The 16,475-nt window shown below is 51.7% G+C and carries 17 protein-coding genes; 7 read left to right on the top strand and 10 right to left on the bottom strand.

The window, feature by feature from the left end; translation table 11 throughout:
- The 4 genes from VE954_RS25685 to VE954_RS25670 form a co-directional block, all read right to left on the bottom strand.
- A partial coding sequence (locus VE954_RS25685; protein ID WP_324958230.1) for a histidine kinase dimerization/phospho-acceptor domain-containing protein occupies positions 1 to 693 on the bottom strand: 693 nt, incomplete at its 3' end.
- 8 nt (positions 694 to 701) lie between these two features.
- The gene (locus VE954_RS25680; RefSeq protein ID WP_324958228.1) at positions 702 to 2,219 is read right to left on the bottom strand and encodes an ATPase domain-containing protein; all 1,518 of its coding nucleotides are present in this window, start codon (positions 2,217 to 2,219) and stop codon (positions 702 to 704) included.
- Positions 2,216 to 2,461 carry a hypothetical protein gene (locus VE954_RS25675; RefSeq protein ID WP_324958226.1) on the bottom strand — a complete coding sequence of 82 codons (246 nt, stop codon included), beginning with the start codon at positions 2,459 to 2,461 and terminating at the stop codon, positions 2,216 to 2,218. The genes VE954_RS25680 and VE954_RS25675 overlap by 4 nt, the downstream gene beginning before the upstream one ends.
- A gap of 440 nt (positions 2,462 to 2,901) precedes the next feature.
- Positions 2,902 to 3,783 (bottom strand): EamA family transporter, encoded by an 882-nt coding sequence (locus VE954_RS25670; RefSeq protein WP_324958224.1) that lies wholly within the window; start codon positions 3,781 to 3,783, stop codon positions 2,902 to 2,904.
- A 274-nt stretch (positions 3,784 to 4,057) separates the two neighbouring features.
- Here VE954_RS25670 and VE954_RS25665 point away from each other — a divergent pair, with 274 nt between their 5' ends.
- The 3 genes from VE954_RS25665 to VE954_RS25655 all read left to right on the top strand — a co-directional run bounded on the left by VE954_RS25665 (position 4,058) and on the right by VE954_RS25655 (position 6,166).
- Positions 4,058 to 4,495: a hypothetical protein gene (locus VE954_RS25665; protein ID WP_324958222.1), complete on the top strand. Its 438-nt coding sequence runs from the start codon at positions 4,058 to 4,060 to the stop codon at positions 4,493 to 4,495.
- Positions 4,496 to 4,643: 148 nt separating this feature from the next.
- Positions 4,644 to 5,201, top strand: a complete 558-nt coding sequence (locus tag VE954_RS25660; protein WP_324958220.1) for a 7TMR-DISMED2 domain-containing protein — start codon at positions 4,644 to 4,646, stop codon at positions 5,199 to 5,201.
- Positions 5,189 to 6,166 carry an ATP-binding protein gene (locus VE954_RS25655; RefSeq protein ID WP_324958219.1) on the top strand — a complete coding sequence of 326 codons (978 nt, stop codon included), beginning with the start codon at positions 5,189 to 5,191 and terminating at the stop codon, positions 6,164 to 6,166. The genes VE954_RS25660 and VE954_RS25655 overlap by 13 nt, the downstream gene beginning before the upstream one ends.
- 13 nt (positions 6,167 to 6,179) lie before the next feature.
- On the opposite strand, the gene VE954_RS25650 is transcribed toward VE954_RS25655, so the two are convergent.
- The 3 genes from VE954_RS25650 to VE954_RS25640 all read right to left on the bottom strand — a co-directional run bounded on the left by VE954_RS25650 (position 6,180) and on the right by VE954_RS25640 (position 8,527).
- Entirely contained in the window at positions 6,180 to 7,025 is an 846-nt protein-coding gene (locus tag VE954_RS25650) for a hypothetical protein (protein WP_324958217.1), read from the bottom strand.
- Entirely contained in the window at positions 7,003 to 8,124 is a 1,122-nt protein-coding gene (locus tag VE954_RS25645; RefSeq protein ID WP_324958215.1) for a hypothetical protein, read from the bottom strand. Before VE954_RS25645 ends, VE954_RS25650 begins: the two co-directional genes overlap by 23 nt.
- Before the next feature lie 94 nt (positions 8,125 to 8,218).
- The gene (locus tag VE954_RS25640) at positions 8,219 to 8,527 is read right to left on the bottom strand and encodes a hypothetical protein (protein WP_324958213.1); all 309 of its coding nucleotides are present in this window, start codon (positions 8,525 to 8,527) and stop codon (positions 8,219 to 8,221) included.
- A 225-nt stretch (positions 8,528 to 8,752) separates the two neighbouring features.
- Here VE954_RS25640 and VE954_RS25635 point away from each other — a divergent pair, with 225 nt between their 5' ends.
- Positions 8,753 to 9,103 (top strand): DUF2200 domain-containing protein, encoded by a 351-nt coding sequence (locus VE954_RS25635; protein ID WP_324958211.1) that lies wholly within the window; start codon positions 8,753 to 8,755, stop codon positions 9,101 to 9,103.
- An 18-nt stretch (positions 9,104 to 9,121) separates the two neighbouring features.
- Positions 9,122 to 9,664 (top strand): hypothetical protein, encoded by a 543-nt coding sequence (locus VE954_RS25630; protein WP_324958209.1) that lies wholly within the window; start codon positions 9,122 to 9,124, stop codon positions 9,662 to 9,664.
- 183 nt (positions 9,665 to 9,847) lie between these two features.
- Here the strand turns inward: VE954_RS25630 and VE954_RS25625 are convergent, their stop codons facing one another.
- The 3 genes from VE954_RS25625 to VE954_RS25615 all read right to left on the bottom strand — a co-directional run bounded on the left by VE954_RS25625 (position 9,848) and on the right by VE954_RS25615 (position 11,789).
- On the bottom strand, positions 9,848 to 10,204 hold the full coding sequence (locus tag VE954_RS25625) for a DUF1428 domain-containing protein (protein WP_324958207.1): 357 nt from the start codon (positions 10,202 to 10,204) through the stop codon (positions 9,848 to 9,850).
- 185 nt (positions 10,205 to 10,389) lie between these two features.
- Positions 10,390 to 11,136: an NADPH-dependent F420 reductase gene (locus VE954_RS25620; RefSeq protein WP_324958205.1), complete on the bottom strand. Its 747-nt coding sequence runs from the start codon at positions 11,134 to 11,136 to the stop codon at positions 10,390 to 10,392.
- A 101-nt stretch (positions 11,137 to 11,237) separates the two neighbouring features.
- A complete protein-coding gene (locus VE954_RS25615) occupies positions 11,238 to 11,789 on the bottom strand; it encodes a TetR/AcrR family transcriptional regulator (RefSeq protein ID WP_324958203.1) in 552 nt (183 codons plus the stop codon).
- 287 nt (positions 11,790 to 12,076) lie between these two features.
- Between VE954_RS25615 and VE954_RS25610 the strand changes: the two genes are divergently transcribed.
- Both VE954_RS25610 and pulA read left to right on the top strand, forming a co-directional pair.
- Positions 12,077 to 12,688, top strand: a complete 612-nt coding sequence (locus VE954_RS25610; RefSeq protein WP_324958201.1) for a hypothetical protein — start codon at positions 12,077 to 12,079, stop codon at positions 12,686 to 12,688.
- A 30-nt stretch (positions 12,689 to 12,718) separates the two neighbouring features.
- Complete coding sequence (pulA, locus tag VE954_RS25605) at positions 12,719 to 16,246, top strand: pullulanase-type alpha-1,6-glucosidase (RefSeq protein ID WP_324958199.1); 3,528 nt, start codon at positions 12,719 to 12,721, stop codon at positions 16,244 to 16,246.
- Positions 16,247 to 16,475 lie beyond the last annotated feature (229 nt).

Raw genomic sequence — 16,475 nt, 5'->3', positions numbered from 1 at the left:
CAAATCCAGGATGTCATCGATAAGTCGCAAAAGAAGTTTCGCATGACGTTTGATGCGTTGGCTGTAATTTATCCGATCGGTCACGGTTTGATGAGGCAAACTCAGCAGTTCTGAGAATCCCATGATAGCATTTAGCGGAGTGCGGATTTCGTGGCTCATCGTGGCCACGAACTGACTTTTCATTTCGGTTGCGTTCTGTAACGCCATATTAAGATTCTCGGCCGTTTCCGTAAGTCCGTGCTGGCGGACCGATGAGACCAGGAGCGACTGATTCATTTCGGCAAGACGTTTCCGAAACGATACGTTCTCGGTTGCATCCGTCACCTGAATCATCACTCCCATTGGCTTTGCCTCGTGTCCGTAAATGGCCCAGCAGGAGTAGGTCCAGAAAACGCTTTTCAAGGACAAATGCTCCTGTTCAGCCAGAATCTCCGGCTGACCTGTCTGATACACTCTCTCGAGCATGGCAAGACAGGATTTATTGATGGCTTCTGGAATGGCTACACTGAAAGGCTGTCCAATCAGCCTAATGGACTCCTGGCCCATCAAATGACAAAAGGCGGGATTCAAATAACGTACAAGGTGAGTTGAACCTTCAACAGCCACCATGGGATGGGGTGAAAATTCCGAAAAATAACCGCAGAGATCAGATATCTCCAACCCGTCTTCCAAAAGGCTTGGAAGCGTATTCATACTTTCTCCTATCCGTCTGACGTTGGCTCCAGCGGGAGCTCCGTTTCTTCGGGCTGCGCATAGTCCCACGGTCCGGGAATGCCGGAAATCAGACCTCGATACCCTTCAAAGCGCCGTCCGACGATAAAACCTTGGGGCGTAATTCCGTACTCGTACATGTCGATACTATGGTGACTGCTACGCATTTTAACAACAACCAGCAACTTACGAAGCTGGCCCTGGATCGATACGTAGCGCAGACGAACGATATCATCCGATAAAAAAGAGATATCGTATGTGCTCAGGCCGAAACTTGTGAAGTTCTCTTGTGTTTCCACTGTACTCAGAATTGTGACGCCAAGCCTTTTGAGCACTGTGATCATGCGGTAGAGAGATTCCCGGAAATCCGTGCGAAAGCCAGGAGCCAGAGCCATCTCAAACCCTGCCAATGAATCAATCACCAGCCGCTTGGCTCCCGTCCTTTTAACCGCAGCGGCAATTTCGTGAACCGTTTCATCGACGGAAAGATCGAGAGGACGCAGATAGAGGATTTCCAGTAAACCAGCTTGAATGGGTTTTGTGAAATCCATCCCGAGTTTCCTGGCGCGACGAATGTACGCCTCTGGACGTTCTTTAAAGACCATGATGATGCCGGGTTCACCCTTGCCAAGTCCTTCATGGATAAACTGGGACCCGAGCACGGATTTACCTGAGCCGGATGGGCCTGATATGAGGAGACTGTCACCTTCGACGACACCGCCATTCATTAAGACGTCCAGGCTGGGGACGCCCATGGAGACCACCCGCTCGCTCGATGCCTGGTAACTATCTTCTGAAAAACCAAAAGTACGAGGGAATGCCTGCAAACCCGCGTTTGTAATGCGCACAGTATGCATTCCAGGTACAGACGCCTGCCCGCGCATCTTCATAACCTGCAGCTTCCGGACGATGGAATTTCTTTCCGCCTGTTGGTGGAGCCAAATAAGTCCATCCGCTACCGTAAAAACGGGGTGATTCTGAATTTCTTTTTCGCCGTATTCACCAATCAGGAAGGTGGTGGCTTGCCAACTGGCAAAGTAGAGGGCTAATCGCTGCACAAAAGCTTGAAGGTCGACGGTTGCGTCCCCGGATTGAATTTTCCACATGACCGTGCGAAAGGAATCGACGACTACGATGGCAGCGTTAACCGCAGTAACTTCCTTGATAATCTCATCCAGGACAGCTGTCAGGTCTGCCTCCAGAACCAGTTGGCTCAGGTTGACGAAGCGAACGGCTGTTTTCAACATGTCATGATCGAAGAATTCATACTGCTGATGATAACGCAGCATCTTGAGAGCGGGTTCTCCCAAGACCGTAAAATAAAGCGCAGGGCGCTCAGGAGTGGCATTGGCGAACACAATTTGATGGGCAAGGGTGGTTTTACCACAGCCAGGAGCGCCGCCAATGATGTTGAAAGAATATTCAGGCAGACCGCCTCCGAAGATCTCATCCAGACCACGCACGCCTGTTGGGAGTTGCCGAATAGTGACCTTATTCTGCTTGCTCATGACTTTACCTCGATTCTCTGGTCGACTGTGTCAAAGGTTTCGCTCGGCCAAGCGTCACTTAGGAGGGTGATCATGAGGGATTCTCCGATGAATGTATCCAAGAGTCCAAGCAGATGTGCCACAACGTTAGGACCAGCGTTCTCGCAGCGTTTCAGATCCTGCGGCAGCATGTTCTGCTCGAGCTCAGGCAGGTTGTTTAAACTCCCGTCTGCTTGAATAAAGAACATCTTGTGCTCGGACATGGCGGCCTGCGCCAATGCCAAAACCCTGGATAAAAGTGATGCATAACCGACCGACCTGCAAATCTTGTCAGCTGCAATCGCAGCTTCTCACAGACGCTCAAAACACCATTAGGTAGTGATTCATTGGAAATGGAGTGCTTTGACTCGATCTCAAACAGCTGTCGAGCAAGGTTATGCATGGCCTGTGAGGCCTTGCTCATGGATTGTGCCTCGATTGCATAGAATCCCCTTACTCGCCCTGAGTGCAATTCCGACCTGAACTAGTTGACTATGACTCCAGGGAGAGGAGAATGATATGGCTAATTTTGCGAATTAATAGCAAGCACCCAAGGCAGAAAGTGGTGTTTCATGCCACCTCCTCGCGAAACGAATGGTGTTGAATGCGACTCGATCGCGCGGCGGTTGAAGTATCGCTTAAGTAAGACTCTTAATCAGGCATCTTAGGAAGCGCGTATCATCCAAGCACGGATCTGCTTCTCCAGTAGATTGAACGCAAGCCCTACCATGACAAACAACGAGGCCACGATTTTCCACTGAGGCAGCTCCTCGCCTAAGAACAATGCTGAACCCAGGAACCCAAAGACCGGTACCAGAAGCGTGAAAGGAACCACGACTGCAGTGGGATAGGTGTTCAAGAGAAATCCCCAGGCCGAGTATCCCAGGTGAGTGGAAAGGTAGACCAGATAGAGCACGGCGCCAACAGTGGGGAATGATACGTTCTGAAACGAAGCCTGTATCAAAGCAGGACCTTCCATGAAGATCGAAAGAGCCGTCATGATCGGAAAGGCCACAAGACTTCCCCAGACAACCAGGGACAGGGATGAACGGGCATCAACTTTCTTCGAAAACATATTCCCTGATGCCCAGCAAAAAGCCGCGATGAGAGTCAGGCCAAGGCCCAGGAAGGATGTACTGCCACCCATATGAGCCGCCACGATCCCAATACCGAAGAATGAAATCAAAGCCCCAAAGATTTTCCAAAGACTTGGGCGATCATGAAAAAACAAGGCCGCCAGGCCCATGGAAAAGAAGGCTTGAACCTGAAGGACAAGTGAAGACAAACCTGGGGGCAGACCCAGATGGATGCCGCTAAATAAAAACGCAAACTGCAGCGTGAAAGTAAAAAGACCATAGCCGAAAATGAATTTGAACGGTGCCTGCGGCCTGGGAAGAAAGAAAACCCAGGGAAATGCCGCCAAAGCGAAGCGTACAGCGCCCAAGAGGAGTGGGGGAAACCCGTTTAAGCCGACTCGTATGATAACAAAGTTCAAACCCCAGATGAAAACTACGAAGATGGCAAGTAGGAAATGGCTTGGCTTCACGTTGGCATTCCTATGGGAGAGCTTACGCAGGAGGCTCTTCCGAATGTACTGTGCTCACTTCCGCAAGGTCAAGCAAGGAGGACGGTTTATCGCTGGTTCCGTGCCGGCTCTCCACCAGGCGTGCAATAAAGTCCCAATTTTCAAGTCCTTGATGTAACCTTATTCACGGAGGACCACGAACACTATGAGTCAAACGATAGCACTGGAATCCCATTCCTCTGCCAGCTCCCCGCTTCCAACACTCTACGCGCCAAGAACTATGAAGCTGTCCATCATGAGCTTCACAACCCTTGGCTTCTATCTCATCTACTGGGGATACAAGAACTGGAAAATCATGAAGGCGTCCGGGCGCACGGCGGCGTGGCCTCCGATCTGCGGACTCTTTCTGCCGTTCACTCTGTTCTCCTTACTGGACAAGGTTAAAGACGAAGCTCGGGCGGCTGGGGTTTCCACAACGAAACTTACGATTTCTGCGTTCGGCTTTCTCATGCTTGGCTTATTAAAAATGATCCCGGTCGTTGGAATCCTTTTCAATATGAGCAGTTTCCTGGCCTTGATTCCTATCAACAGAGCATTTGCAAACATCAATGCAGCCCATCAGCAATCCAAGCCAGAATACGAGAACTTTACATGGCTCAATTTCACTTGGTTCGCGGTCGTCGCAGCGTGGCTCGCGTTTCATATCGTTCGTGAGATCATGCGAGTGAGTTGAAATAGGGCTTTATCCAGGGCATTGAATCTGCTAACGGGCAGTAATCCTTTTCCCGAACTTGCAGTCCGTCGAAATTATTGAAACAATAGGGTCATCATCATGGTTTCCCAGACCACATGGAAATACGACCATTACTTTGGATGAGCCTATGCCCCGACTTGTGCGCTTGATCGTACTTTCCATTTTTATTCTTTTGGCTTTGCCTCTCCAGGCTGCACCTGTTGTGATCGATGCGAGAACGTTCGAAGGCGTATCAGTCGGTCGGCATCTCCTGCTGCTCGAAGACCGCGATGGGCAGCTTCAGCAAGAGGACGTCGCGAAACTGCCAGATTCCGCGTTCTTCGCCGTTGACGAAGAGGTCCCCAACCTGAAATTTTCGCAGTCCGCATATTGGGCCCGCCTCACGTTGGACAATAAACTGCCACGCACTGTGCCTTTGATTTTCGAATTCGGGTATCCCGTGGTTGACACCATTGATTTCTATAGCATGGATGATCAAGGTCAATGGATCAGGCTCGAGGCCGGCGACCGGCGCCCCATCACAGGGCGCAGCATCGCCCACCGACTCGCCGCCTTCCCGTCCGATGTCCGCACAGGCTCCTCATCCGTTCTGATCCGGATTCAAACGCAAGGGTCCGTGCAGTTCCCTGTCAAGATTTGGACTCCCTTGGCATTCCATAACCATCGCGTGTTATGCATACGATGAAGGGTGCGGCCCGCTCCCTCTATTTCAAGAAAATGACCCGCATCTTCCATGATGTGGAGCAGTACTATGCCGTGCTCCAGAAGGATCACGCCGCGAAATGGGATATCGCCCGCATGAATCGTGATATCAATGAGGTCGAGTCCATCGTCAACACGTATCTCAATATCAATCACCAGAAACTGGGCCGGAAATCCGACGAGGAAAGCAGTATCGAGCTCGCGGAATCCCAGCTCCTCGGCATCTATCATAAGCTCCTGACCGTCAGCGTTCGTATCAAGCACGTTCTGGACGACAAGACGCATCAAATTCTGCAGGAACTGCGGAGCTGGATCTTCCCCAAGATCTTTGCCTCGGCAGACGAAATCCTTGCTGACATCTCGCTGTGCCTCGTCGGCCTCGCCAAGGATCTCGACAAGATCAAACCCGATGTGGTCGTGTCCGCGCCTGATATCTTTCTGAACCGCAAGGGTGAGGAGCTGCTGCGCAAGATCTTTGTCCATGTCCTCCGCAATTCCATGGACCATGGCATCGAAACAGCAGCGGAGCGTCTGGCGGCCGGCAAGCTGGAAAAGGGCACGATCACCATGACGATGAATCGATGCCCTGAGGGGATCAGGCTGATTTATCAGGATGATGGAAGAGGTTTGAATATCAACCGGATTAAAAATAAAGCCCAGCATCATAAAATGATCGATGCCGGTAAGCCCTTGACGACTGTAGCTGCGGCGGAGCTGATCTTTTGCTCTGGACTGTCGACGGCAGGCCGAGTCAGCGACATCTCAGGACGCGGTGTGGGGATGGACGCAGTCAGGAAATTTTTGCTCGATGTGGACGGCAATATACGGGTTCACCTGCTGCATCCCGAGCGGGTTGACGCAAGCTTCCATCCCTTCTATTTTGAAATCCATCTTCCGGATGCACTCTTCGCTCATGCAGGCGGGGAGCTGCGACTGGAGGTGGCCTGACCCGCGGTGCCCATCACAGACTCAGCATCAACCGGCGAAAATAATCCTGATAGATCGGATTTTTCATCTTCGCTGCCTCGTACTTCCCAGGGGCAGGCAGAAATTTGCGAGGATCTGTTATATAGAAGCGGACATCTAGCCAAGGAGCTTTCACGCTGTAATTTTCATTGATTCGTCGCCATTCTTGAACCGGCAAGGGGGCAGGGTGCAAAGGATCCATGATCACATAGCCGGCCTGCGTTTTCAGAAGTACAGCCACATGGAATTGCCAAAAGGTGGCACCGACCTTGAGATCGCCGATGGTGAAAATCTTGGCCATGTGGTGTTGAGGCACGCCAGCTTTGAGAAGAAAATAATGCACCAGCAGCGCTCGTCCAAAGCAGAATCCTATTTCATCGGACCTTTGATAATCACGCGTTCGATCAAGGCTTGCCACCTGGTGCTGCCGAGCCGCGCTGAGAATCGAGGCTGCGGTGGATGCCGTGATCGTGCCCGGCTTAGTATCCGTGGCGAGAAAGGCCAGCGTCGCCTGGTTCATGCCCTGTAATCTGTCCTGGAAAAATTGGAGTCTGCGGGTGCGAATTTGTTTCTTATCGAGACCCTGTGCTTTGAGGGCTGCCTCCTGGGGCTGCCAGTCACGGGTGATGGCTTTCATTTCTGCTTGATGAATTTTGCTTAGATCAGCATCCAACGCCTGGCTATGGACAATAGCATGCGGTTCCTGGATCGACAGAGGCTGATTGAGCGTGACCAAGACCTCCTGCCAAGGCGATGCCGCCGGGGATGATGAGCTATGGAGAAGACAGGCATGGAGCAGCAGAGCCCATCCCATCCATTTAAGTGCCAGAAGATATCTCATGGAATAGTTTCCAGACGGAACCAGTGACGCTATTGGAGATGACGCTCACCAACTCGGCAAGGTGCATGGCTTCCAGCGCGTAGTCGGGGTTACAGGGGGCCATAAACTCAAGAAAGCTCGCGGCGATGTTTTCATGCCCACCCGCATCGTTGATTTCCTTGTGTCGATTCACAAGAGAAGCGGCCTTGTCGAACCCGCCTTTGGCCAGAAGGGATGCCAAAGGATCGATGGATTCATAGGAGCTGCGTTCAAACATCTCGATCACCATCGCAAAGGCGAGCAGGTTGCGTCCCGCTACAAACTTGAGAAGTTTCATCAGCGTGCGTGTCGACAAGCAAACAGGCAGACCGGATCGATCGTCGGTCATGGACTTCAGAGCTGACCCCAGGATCAGGTCATGACCTTTTTCAGCGGCCATGAAGCCAGCGACGTGGTCCTTGGCCTGGCCTGCTAAATCAAGGGCGGGGGCCAGGGACGCCTGGCATTGCTCCGTGACATAATGATTTTGTCGAACCAGGAGCATGACCATGCGTCGATACTGGTCTTCTGGCAAATCTTCGATTCTGCGAAAAATATCAGAACCTTGATCATTCTCCATGACCTCAAGCAGATGAAAGCGACGGCTCACCGATAAAAGGCTTTCCGGATCAATTCCCTGGCCCGTTTGAGAAAATGTTAGCGCCGCAGAAGCATCCCACTCCCAGTCCTGGCGACCGATAAGCTGAGTCATGCTGCTGACATCCGTTTCACTCAAGTCCACCGAACGCAGAAGCTCATGCGGGGAGAGATGGATCAGGTCCTGATCGTGCAGTAAAGGCTGGTCCAGGCCTGTCGTTGGTTCAGCTGACCCAGTATAGGGCAGTACATAACAAAATGGATAGGAACGCAATGCACGAAAGACGCTGGACATAAGGCCGGGATCCAGCTGCTGCAAGCTCTGGCTTTTGAATTTGGTGACCAACTCGACCGCAGCAGACAAATTCTCGTCCGAGACTGGCAAAGTGGCTTGAATCCAAGGGGCTTTGATGATGAGCTGCCGACGATCATCTGATAAATCCGCAGTGACTTCATCATAAGGCCAGTAAAAACGCGTCTTCATGGTTCGAATCCCGGCTAAGAAAAAAAAGCGGCAGCACCGGAAACCCAGGCCCGAGCCTGAGTTCCGAATGCCAATCCCAAGCGGTCAACTCAAATTAGAGTTGAACCACGTTGGGTGGGAGGCAGGCTTCGATCTTTGGCGTGAAGCCTTGTTGCGTAGTCCATTTGGTTACAGTCATGGCCGCCTGGCCTTCTGCACAGCCGTTTTCCAGACGAGGGCGACCTTCGGTCTTGTTATTCTTCGCTTCATCGCAGGTACCCAGCTCAAGCGAACCGTCGGCTCGTTCGTAGGTATTGAGACAAACTGTTTTCGTGCGCACAGGCTGGTCTGGCGCCATGAGGCCGAAAGCCGAAGATGACGCTGTAAGGCCAAGAGCTGCGATGGTTTTGGAGAGTTTCATCATTTTTCCTTCAAGTTTCCGTAGACGTAAGATTCTTCAAAATGAAAACATTCGAAGTCGTGCAGCGTTCCTTATCAATAGTCGTTTTCAACTGTCAACTTTTATTCGTAGACTGTCCAGCCAATTGATATCTTTGTAAACCTTACTGCATAAGGTTTGCAGAATTTTGAAGAGGTGTTGCCGATCTTTTTGCTAAAATAAAAATAGCCAAAGAAGTGAGGATTTATCATGACCAAACATCGGATCTATACAACGAGTTTCGCCAGCGTCTATCCACACTATGTGACGAAAGCCGAGAAGAAGGGACGTACGAAATCGGAGGTTGATGACATCATCCTTTGGTTGACTGGCTACAGCCATGAAGAGTTGAAATCGGTCTTGGAAAAAAAGATGGACTTTGAGACTTTCTTCGCGGAAGCTCCCCGACTGAATCCATCGCGGGCTCTGATTAAAGGTGTGGTTTGCGGCGTCCGAGTGGAAGACGTCGAAGAACCAACGATGCGCGAGATTCGCTATTTGGATAAGATGATCGATGAATTGGCCAAGGGCAAAGCGATGGATAAGATATTGCGGAAGTAAGCATGGGAGAGATTTGATATGACAAAATCTGCGACGCGACTTCGAATGATCATGAGCCTCTTGAGCGCTTTTTATCTCAACACAGCCTGCACCACCCCTCGTGATGACTCAGGCTCGACCGCAGTGCCAGCGAGCCCTTACGCGTACTGTGAAAAAGTCCGGACCATGGATTCACCCGAAGCCGTCATGCTCAATTCGGCCAATACGGAAGAGATTGTGCAGGCGCTCAAGCGAGGCAGGATATTGGACGCCAGTGCAAACTTTACAAGCACGGATGCCTGCCGGTGGCGCTGCATGGATGGATCTGTCTATGCCTGCTGCACAGGGGCCAATCTGCCATGCGATGTCAAAGCCGATACGAGCCGCACGCCGAGCCACGGCATGACGCAATACTGCACTGAAAATCCGAACACCCCCTCCATACCGGCTTACGCTACAGGACGGGCAACTGTGTACCTATGGAAATGTTCAGGAACAACTCCGGTTGCGGACAAGCAGGTTCTACAACTGGATAAACGCGGCTATCAGGTCGACTTCTGGCATCGTGTCGGGCCCGGTTGAAGAAACCATCTGTCGCTTTTTGCAACGGCCAGAGGCGTCACCAGCCGCGAAAAAGCCCCGTAAAAAGATAAGAAGGGTAGCGTAGGGCGAGAGAGAGGAAAAAATTGTGGAGGCTCATCACCAGGATTGCGCCGAGCAAAAGGCCTATGATGCCGGGCCGGGGACATGCGCCCCCGGAGATATTCAAATTTCAAAAAGTGGCTTAAAGCCGCCCCAAAACATCCGCTTGCCATCGAAGGGCATGGACTCGGGGGTCATACTCGTCATGCGCGGATCTTTCATCGCCACTTCCCACGCCTTGTCGCGAGTCTTTTTATCCGGCCATACGCAGTACGATGCGACCACGGTTTCATTGTCATCAGCATTCACCGCGCGATAGAAATCCGTGACCTTCCCGCGGGGTACATCGTCAGCTACCGCCTCACAATAGCGGAGCATTCCCTGCTCCTTCATGACTGCAGCAAAGGTCTCTGCTGTGGCTTTGTACTCGGCCTCTTTGCCTTTTGGGAGTGGCAAGCAGAAGAAATCTACATAGCTCATGATGTTCCTTTCTATCAAAACATAAGAGTGGCCTGGAAACACTTTGGAAACGTTCCTGGCGGAAATACGCTAACACAGCTGGATGAACATGGCGATACGAACGAATATGCAAAGTCTGTGGTTTCGGTCCTACGGGGTTGCCGGAAGAAAGATGAAAAGGGCGAGAGCTCGCCCTTGCCTCTGACTTACATGTATATTGTACGACTGAGGCGGACGCCGAAATCCGCAGATGGATTGGTTTTGCTGTCGCCCATCCGTTCCATCATGACCGCGACAGCAAGATCACGTCTTGTCGGTAATCTCGTTTGTTCGGCCTTCGCAAGCTCCAAAGGCAACTGACCTAAACTGAGGTCTGTGCAATAGGCAGGTGCTCCTGGTTGCTGTCTCCATGATTCCGCAAGAGGACCGGCATCATAAGCGTCGAAGCCCGTGTCTACAACCAGCTTCATTCCCACCTTGCGATCCTTTTCACGATCGGCCGCAACAGGAAGTGCAATACGATCTGGACTACCTGGGGCGGTTCCGAATCTTGCGAAGGAGTCTGAACCTATCGAATTCCACGCTTTGACGACCGGTCTCTGGAGCTGATCGACCACCCACAAACTTTCGATTTGACCAGCTTCAATGGCTTCGATTCGACCATCCCGTCCAGGATAGTAATTGGATGTATCGATAACGACTGTTTCTCTTGGCAAGTCGGCCATGAGTGGAGCGATCTCAGGAATACGATGCAGCGGGATTGATAAAATTATCACTTCGACATTCTTCAAGGCTTCAGCGGTAGTCACAGCCTGTGCTCCTGTCGCCAGCACGTCCGCTTCAATCGTTTCCGGACCACGGGAGTTGGCGACCTTCACCTGATGCCCAGTCCCGCTCAGCTTGCGTGCCAAGGTTTTTCCAATATGTCCGACACCTATTATCCCTATTTTCATATATGTCCTTTTGATGATAGTAAAGTACCAGGCGGTATTTTAATAGGCGTGGTTACGCTCGGCAAGGAAATAAAACACCACGTGGTCATTCATCCAAGACATCATGATTCCATACGGATGAAATTAAGGAAGTCAGTCACTCTTTTCTCTAGCTTTCGACGTGGCTGTGACAGGGCCAAAGCTGCAAGGCCGCAGTAGAACGTAAAAATAATTTCTGTCAGTATGTTTAACGTCTTCGTTTCCTCTCCGGCCGCTTTCAAGTTTCTCTCAATGGCCGTCATCATTTTTTCAGAATATTCATCAGATTTCAGATTCTCATTCAATACAGGGAAATCTCTCGTGGAGGCAGAAACTTCAAAGCAACCTCTGCCAAGCTTATCGGGAAGAACGGATTTAAGAAAAGCTTCAATGTTTTTCCAGCCGAAAGGTTCTTTCAAGAGGTGAAGTCGTCCTGAATAATGCTCCCGATAATATTGGATGCACTCAAGAAAGAGTCCTTCCTTATCGCCGAACTCTGAATAAAGTGCAGGTTTAAAGACGCCAGTCGCTTCTTCAATATCTTTTAAAGATGTATCGAGGTAACCCTTTCTCCAAAACACTTGAAGGGCTTTGTCTGTCACGTCTTTCCGGTCAAATAGTTTGGGTCGTCCCATGAGTCCCTCTCCGCGTTGTCTCAAGAGTCGCGAGTATAATACCGTTGGGTATTTTAAAATGCCAAGGGTTTGCAACCGAAGTCACTATGCAATGTCAGTTTGTCAGTGCTGGTTCATGATGACCTGCAACCCCGTATGTCGCATTGCTTTCACAAAAAAACAAAGTTCCCACGAGGAGGTGTGAAGATCGAAACATAGTCCGTTCGGATCAGGTTTCGGCTTGTATTTGTTCACTGCAGCCCTTAAAAAACGCGAATGCCATCTTAAAAAAAATTGGGGGGAATATCATGAATGTCTCAATGACAAAGGTCCTGGCTCTGGGTTGTGCGCTGATCGTGTCGTGTTCCAGCAAATCTGATGACACCAAGGAGACGACGCCGGCTGTTGTCATTCCATCACCGGTTCCTGCCGCGAATCCTACGCTTGGTGCTGAACCCGCGGTTCAAGGTTTTAAATTTGTCGATGCGACCGCAACTGAGTTGCCTGTTTACGTGCGTGGCGACATGAATGGATGGCTCGCTGAAAATGTGAGTGAAGAGCTGCTGGCCGCCTCGCGTTTGAATTATGACGAAGCCTCGGGCTGCTATGTCGGGATTTTGGCCTTGGAAGCAGGCGAAAAGCCCTTTCGTCTGGCCACTTATTTGAAAGATGTGGAAGGCGCGGGTTGGTCGCATTTGAAGGTCGGTTTGCTGGCTGCCGGACAGACGACTCCTTTGATGTTGGAAGTCGAGACCAAGGTGGACGTGTATTATTTCCCAGCCGGCGATGCCAACGGCAAGGACCTCGGCGGTGGCGGTAACTTTGCGGTGAATTTTCCCAAGAAAGGGACTTATGAATTTAAGTTCTGTACGCAGGTCGCAGATTATACCCAATCGTTTCTGACGGTCAGTGCGCAGTAACACACTTACCATAACCAGAAGGAGCCTACGATGAGATGTTTTCTTTCAATCCTGCTGTTGCTGGGCTTTTGGCTTCCGATGGCCTGCGATCAGCAGAGCGATGATAACGGGAACGGCACGGAGCCCGAGGCTTTTGTCATCCATCTCCGCATTCCGCCGACGGAACAGAATCTTGAATTCAGTCTGACGCAAGGCAGTCTTACAGCGCTGCCCGATGACGCCTTTGGTCGAAAATTCGCTGTGACCGGGGCCGCTGAAAATACAGCGCTGGTTGTCACACGTGCGGGAGAGGAAGTGGAACGCCTCGCCTTCCCAGTGGAAGGGCCAGGGGTTTGGTTTTTTGCTGGAAGTCCGACCGCCTTCACGACGGCGCCCCCGCTTTTGCCGCAAAACGATAAGGATCTGGTCGTTTATTTCGTGCCGGGTGCGGATCAGGCGACTCAAAGTTGGGGCCTTCATATCTGGGATGCGACGACGAATACCAGCTTTACCAAGTGGGAAGCGCCACTGAGTATGGATGCACCCGTGCCAGCTTACGGTTATGCGGCGCGCCTCGACGTGCCAGCGCAGACCGGGTACAGCGCGGCTCCAACGGGTTATGAATCGCTCCCGCAAAAAATGGGTCTGATCGTTCATAGCGGCGATCTGAAAGCCACGGAGGGAGATCTTTATTATGAGCCCGCACGCCACGGTCGCATTATTTTTCTGAATGGCGGCAAGATATACTGTAGTCCTGATCTTCGTCCCTGTGGTTGGCAGCCTGAAATCGAAGGCGCCTCGGCTCATTGGGTGAAGCGCGATGAAATGCTCTGGCAGGTGAATAGCCAGGCGGCACGCTATGTGCTCCTGAGCAGTGCTTCCGGTCAACTGGATCTTAATAATCTGAAGAATGTCCTGAATGATCCTGCGGTCGTCCAGGTTCCGCTGACGAAAAATACCAGCATCAGCCCGGAGACAAGGTCGCGATTTCCACATCTCAACCAGGGTTTTCTGAGCCTATCGGTGGATGCCGAGTCGCAGCTTGCGTCGCTGGTCAAATCAGAACTCGTGATGGTGGCCCTGAATGAAGCCTCCCGGATCATCGCCGCAACCCGGCCTCAACTCGGTGGAGTCCTGGATGACGGCTTTGCCTTTGATGGGAAACTCGGGCTCGTTCTGGGGGATTCCAATCAATTAAAACTTTGGGCCCCGACAGCCCAGGGGGTCAGCCTTAATCTCTATGGCCGTGATAAGAAGCTCAAACAAACAGTTGCCATGACCGAAGATCGTGGCGTCTGGTCGGTCGATATACCTTCGACCTGGGTGAAAGAACGCCTTTACTATCGTTTTGCGATGAAGGTGTATCATCCTTTCAGCGGTCGCATTGAATCGTACGAAGTTACCGATCCCTATGCGAACAGTGGCTCGTATAACGGGGAATTGAGCCAGTTGCTTGATCTCGATGATCCGGCTTTGAAACCAGCCGGCTGGGATGCCATGAAGCTGGCGCCACTTCAGAATTCCACCGACATGGTTTTTTATGAAATGCATATCCGTGATTTCAGTGCACGGGATCCGTCGGTTCCTCTTGAACTGCGTGGCACCTATGATGCGTTCACACGCAATGGACTTGAAGGCCGCCCCATATCCAACGGCATGCGTCACCTGAAAAAACTGCAGGCTGCGGGTCTCACCCATGTTCAGGTCCTGCCTGCGTATGACTTCGGTTCTGTGAATGAAGACCGCAGCCAGACCGTGAATCTCAATGATCCCATGTCCAAGCTCTGCGCAATTCTGCCTGCTGGGGAAGCCCTTTGCCAGGATCCGGGCATCGCTACTATATTTGATGTTATGGACTCGCTGCCACGTGATGGCCAACACATTGCCCAGTTGAACAGTGCTTTGATCGAGCGTGATTCTTTCAACTGGGGCTATGATCCTGTGCATTATGGAATGCCGGATGGCAGCTATGTAGCCGCTGCCGGTGGGGAAGGGGAGGCTCGCGTTCTGCAGTTCCGTAACATGGCCCAGAGCCTCGCAGAGATTGGGATCCATCTGGCCATGGACGTTGTCTATAACCATACCTATGCATCCGGCATGAATCCCAACTCGATCCTGGATAAGGTCGTTCCAGGCTATTATCACCGCCTGCATCCCATTACGGGTGCGGTGGAGCGTTCCAGTTGCTGCGAGAATACGGCCAGCGAACGCGTGATGATGGAAAAGCTTATGATTGATACTTTGCAGCGTTGGCACCAGGATTATAAAGTGGATGCCTTCCGCTTTGACCTCATGGGCCTGCACTTGAAAGAAAACATGTTGAACGTGCAGAAAGCTTTGGGACCGAATGTCTTCATCTTCGGGGAAGGATGGGCCATGGGCGAACTCAACAGCGACATTCGCAATCAAAGCAGTGCTCGTCAGGCGAACATGGCCGGTACCGGGATTGGTTCATTCAACGACCGTCTCAGGGATGCCGTTCGCGGTGGTGGTCCGATGGACTGCGGTGTCCTCCTCACCCAACAAAGTCCGGTCAATGGTCTTTTCTTCGATGACAATGGCCGTGGTGGTCTCTTGAAGGAACGGGTTCCCGGTGCGTCGTGTACGGATCCTTCGGCTTTTGTTGATGCAGCCTTGGATGTGAAAAAGCAAAACCTGCTTGGACTTCAGGATCGGCTGCGGCTTGGCCTCGCTGGAACGCTGCGTGACTACCCCCTGGTGACCAGCAGTGGCACGAAAATTTCGGGTCATCAACTTGATTATTTTGGGCAGGGCGCGGGTTATACGCAGGCTCCTGGCGAGACCATCAACTATATCGAGAATCACGACAATCAAACCTTTTGGGATATTTCGCAGGTAAAACTGCCTTATGATGTGACCATGGCGGAACGTGTGCGGGTGCATGGACTGGGCCTCGCGTTTAATATGCTGGCCATGGGAGTTCCATACTTTGAAATGGGCGCTGAATTTTTACGGTCCAAGTCCCTGGTGCGTGACAGCTATAACGCTGGTGATTGGTATAATCAGGTTGATTTCACATGGGAGCGCAGTATCTGGAATCGTGGATTGCCAGCCGCGGATAAGGACGGCAACAACCTGGCTGTGATTCGTGATGTTGTGAAGAATGTGCCGGAAGGCCCCGGCATCGCGGACACCCAGAAAGCGATTGGGATGTTCCTCGACCTTCTGGCGATTCGCAAGGATTCCCCGCTCTTCCGTTTGACGAAGGCGGCGGATGTGGAGCAGCGGGTTGATTTTATTGGTGGCACGGAAGCTGTGCCGGGTGTTATTGCTCTGCGAATTCACGATGAAGTGTGCGGTGCTACGGACCTGGATCCTCGGTATAGTGAAATCGTCGTGCTATTTAACCTGCAGCCGATGGACCTCACACTGCCTTACAGGAAAAAAATGAAGCTGCATCCTCTTCAGCTGGCTGGTTCTGATGACGTTGTCAAGCAAGCGCAATCGGATGGCCTGCAACTGAAGGTGCCTGCACGCACGGCTGCAGTCTTCGTGGCTCCGCCCACTGCAGGTGTTCCGCTCTGTCGTCCTGAGAGCCTGCGGTTGCCAAATCGTTAATCATTGTCGATGTTCCGCTGTCCGGAGGAAGTGCGCCTTCGAGGATCTCACGCTCCAGCTAAGCAGCCGGTGGAGATACCGGACTTCTCCCTTATAGGAGCATCATTGATCTGTTTCCAGCGAGACATCGACTGGGAGCCGATTATGCTGTATGTTAGCTATGCATTCGCACTTGATCAAAACCTGCCTGTGATGATCAGGGTGTCTGCAAATTCGCCGTTTACATCAC

Source organism: Oligoflexus sp., assembly GCF_035638955.1.
Taxonomy (GTDB): Bacteria; Bdellovibrionota_B; Oligoflexia; order Oligoflexales; family Oligoflexaceae; genus Oligoflexus.
The sequence above is the reverse complement of the archived record's forward strand: the minus strand, read 5'-3'. Positions and strand labels throughout refer to the sequence as shown.

Coding starts and splice junctions, on each gene's coding strand:
- VE954_RS25680 (WP_324958228.1), bottom strand. CDS start 2,219: ATGAGCAAGCAGAATAAGGTCACTATTCGGCAACTCCCAACAGGCGTG.
- VE954_RS25675 (WP_324958226.1), bottom strand. CDS start 2,461: ATGTCCGAGCACAAGATGTTCTTTATTCAAGCAGACGGGAGTTTAAAC.
- VE954_RS25665 (WP_324958222.1), top strand. CDS start 4,058: ATGAGCTTCACAACCCTTGGCTTCTATCTCATCTACTGGGGATACAAG.
- VE954_RS25660 (WP_324958220.1), top strand. CDS start 4,644: ATGCCCCGACTTGTGCGCTTGATCGTACTTTCCATTTTTATTCTTTTG.
- VE954_RS25655 (WP_324958219.1), top strand. CDS start 5,189: ATGCATACGATGAAGGGTGCGGCCCGCTCCCTCTATTTCAAGAAAATG.
- VE954_RS25650 (WP_324958217.1), bottom strand. CDS start 7,025: ATGAGATATCTTCTGGCACTTAAATGGATGGGATGGGCTCTGCTGCTC.
- VE954_RS25645 (WP_324958215.1), bottom strand. CDS start 8,124: ATGAAGACGCGTTTTTACTGGCCTTATGATGAAGTCACTGCGGATTTA.
- VE954_RS25640 (WP_324958213.1), bottom strand. CDS start 8,527: ATGATGAAACTCTCCAAAACCATCGCAGCTCTTGGCCTTACAGCGTCA.
- VE954_RS25635 (WP_324958211.1), top strand. CDS start 8,753: ATGACCAAACATCGGATCTATACAACGAGTTTCGCCAGCGTCTATCCA.
- VE954_RS25630 (WP_324958209.1), top strand. CDS start 9,122: ATGACAAAATCTGCGACGCGACTTCGAATGATCATGAGCCTCTTGAGC.
- VE954_RS25625 (WP_324958207.1), bottom strand. CDS start 10,204: ATGAGCTATGTAGATTTCTTCTGCTTGCCACTCCCAAAAGGCAAAGAG.
- VE954_RS25620 (WP_324958205.1), bottom strand. CDS start 11,136: ATGAAAATAGGGATAATAGGTGTCGGACATATTGGAAAAACCTTGGCA.
- VE954_RS25615 (WP_324958203.1), bottom strand. CDS start 11,789: ATGGGACGACCCAAACTATTTGACCGGAAAGACGTGACAGACAAAGCC.
- VE954_RS25610 (WP_324958201.1), top strand. CDS start 12,077: ATGAATGTCTCAATGACAAAGGTCCTGGCTCTGGGTTGTGCGCTGATC.
- pulA (WP_324958199.1), top strand. CDS start 12,719: ATGAGATGTTTTCTTTCAATCCTGCTGTTGCTGGGCTTTTGGCTTCCG.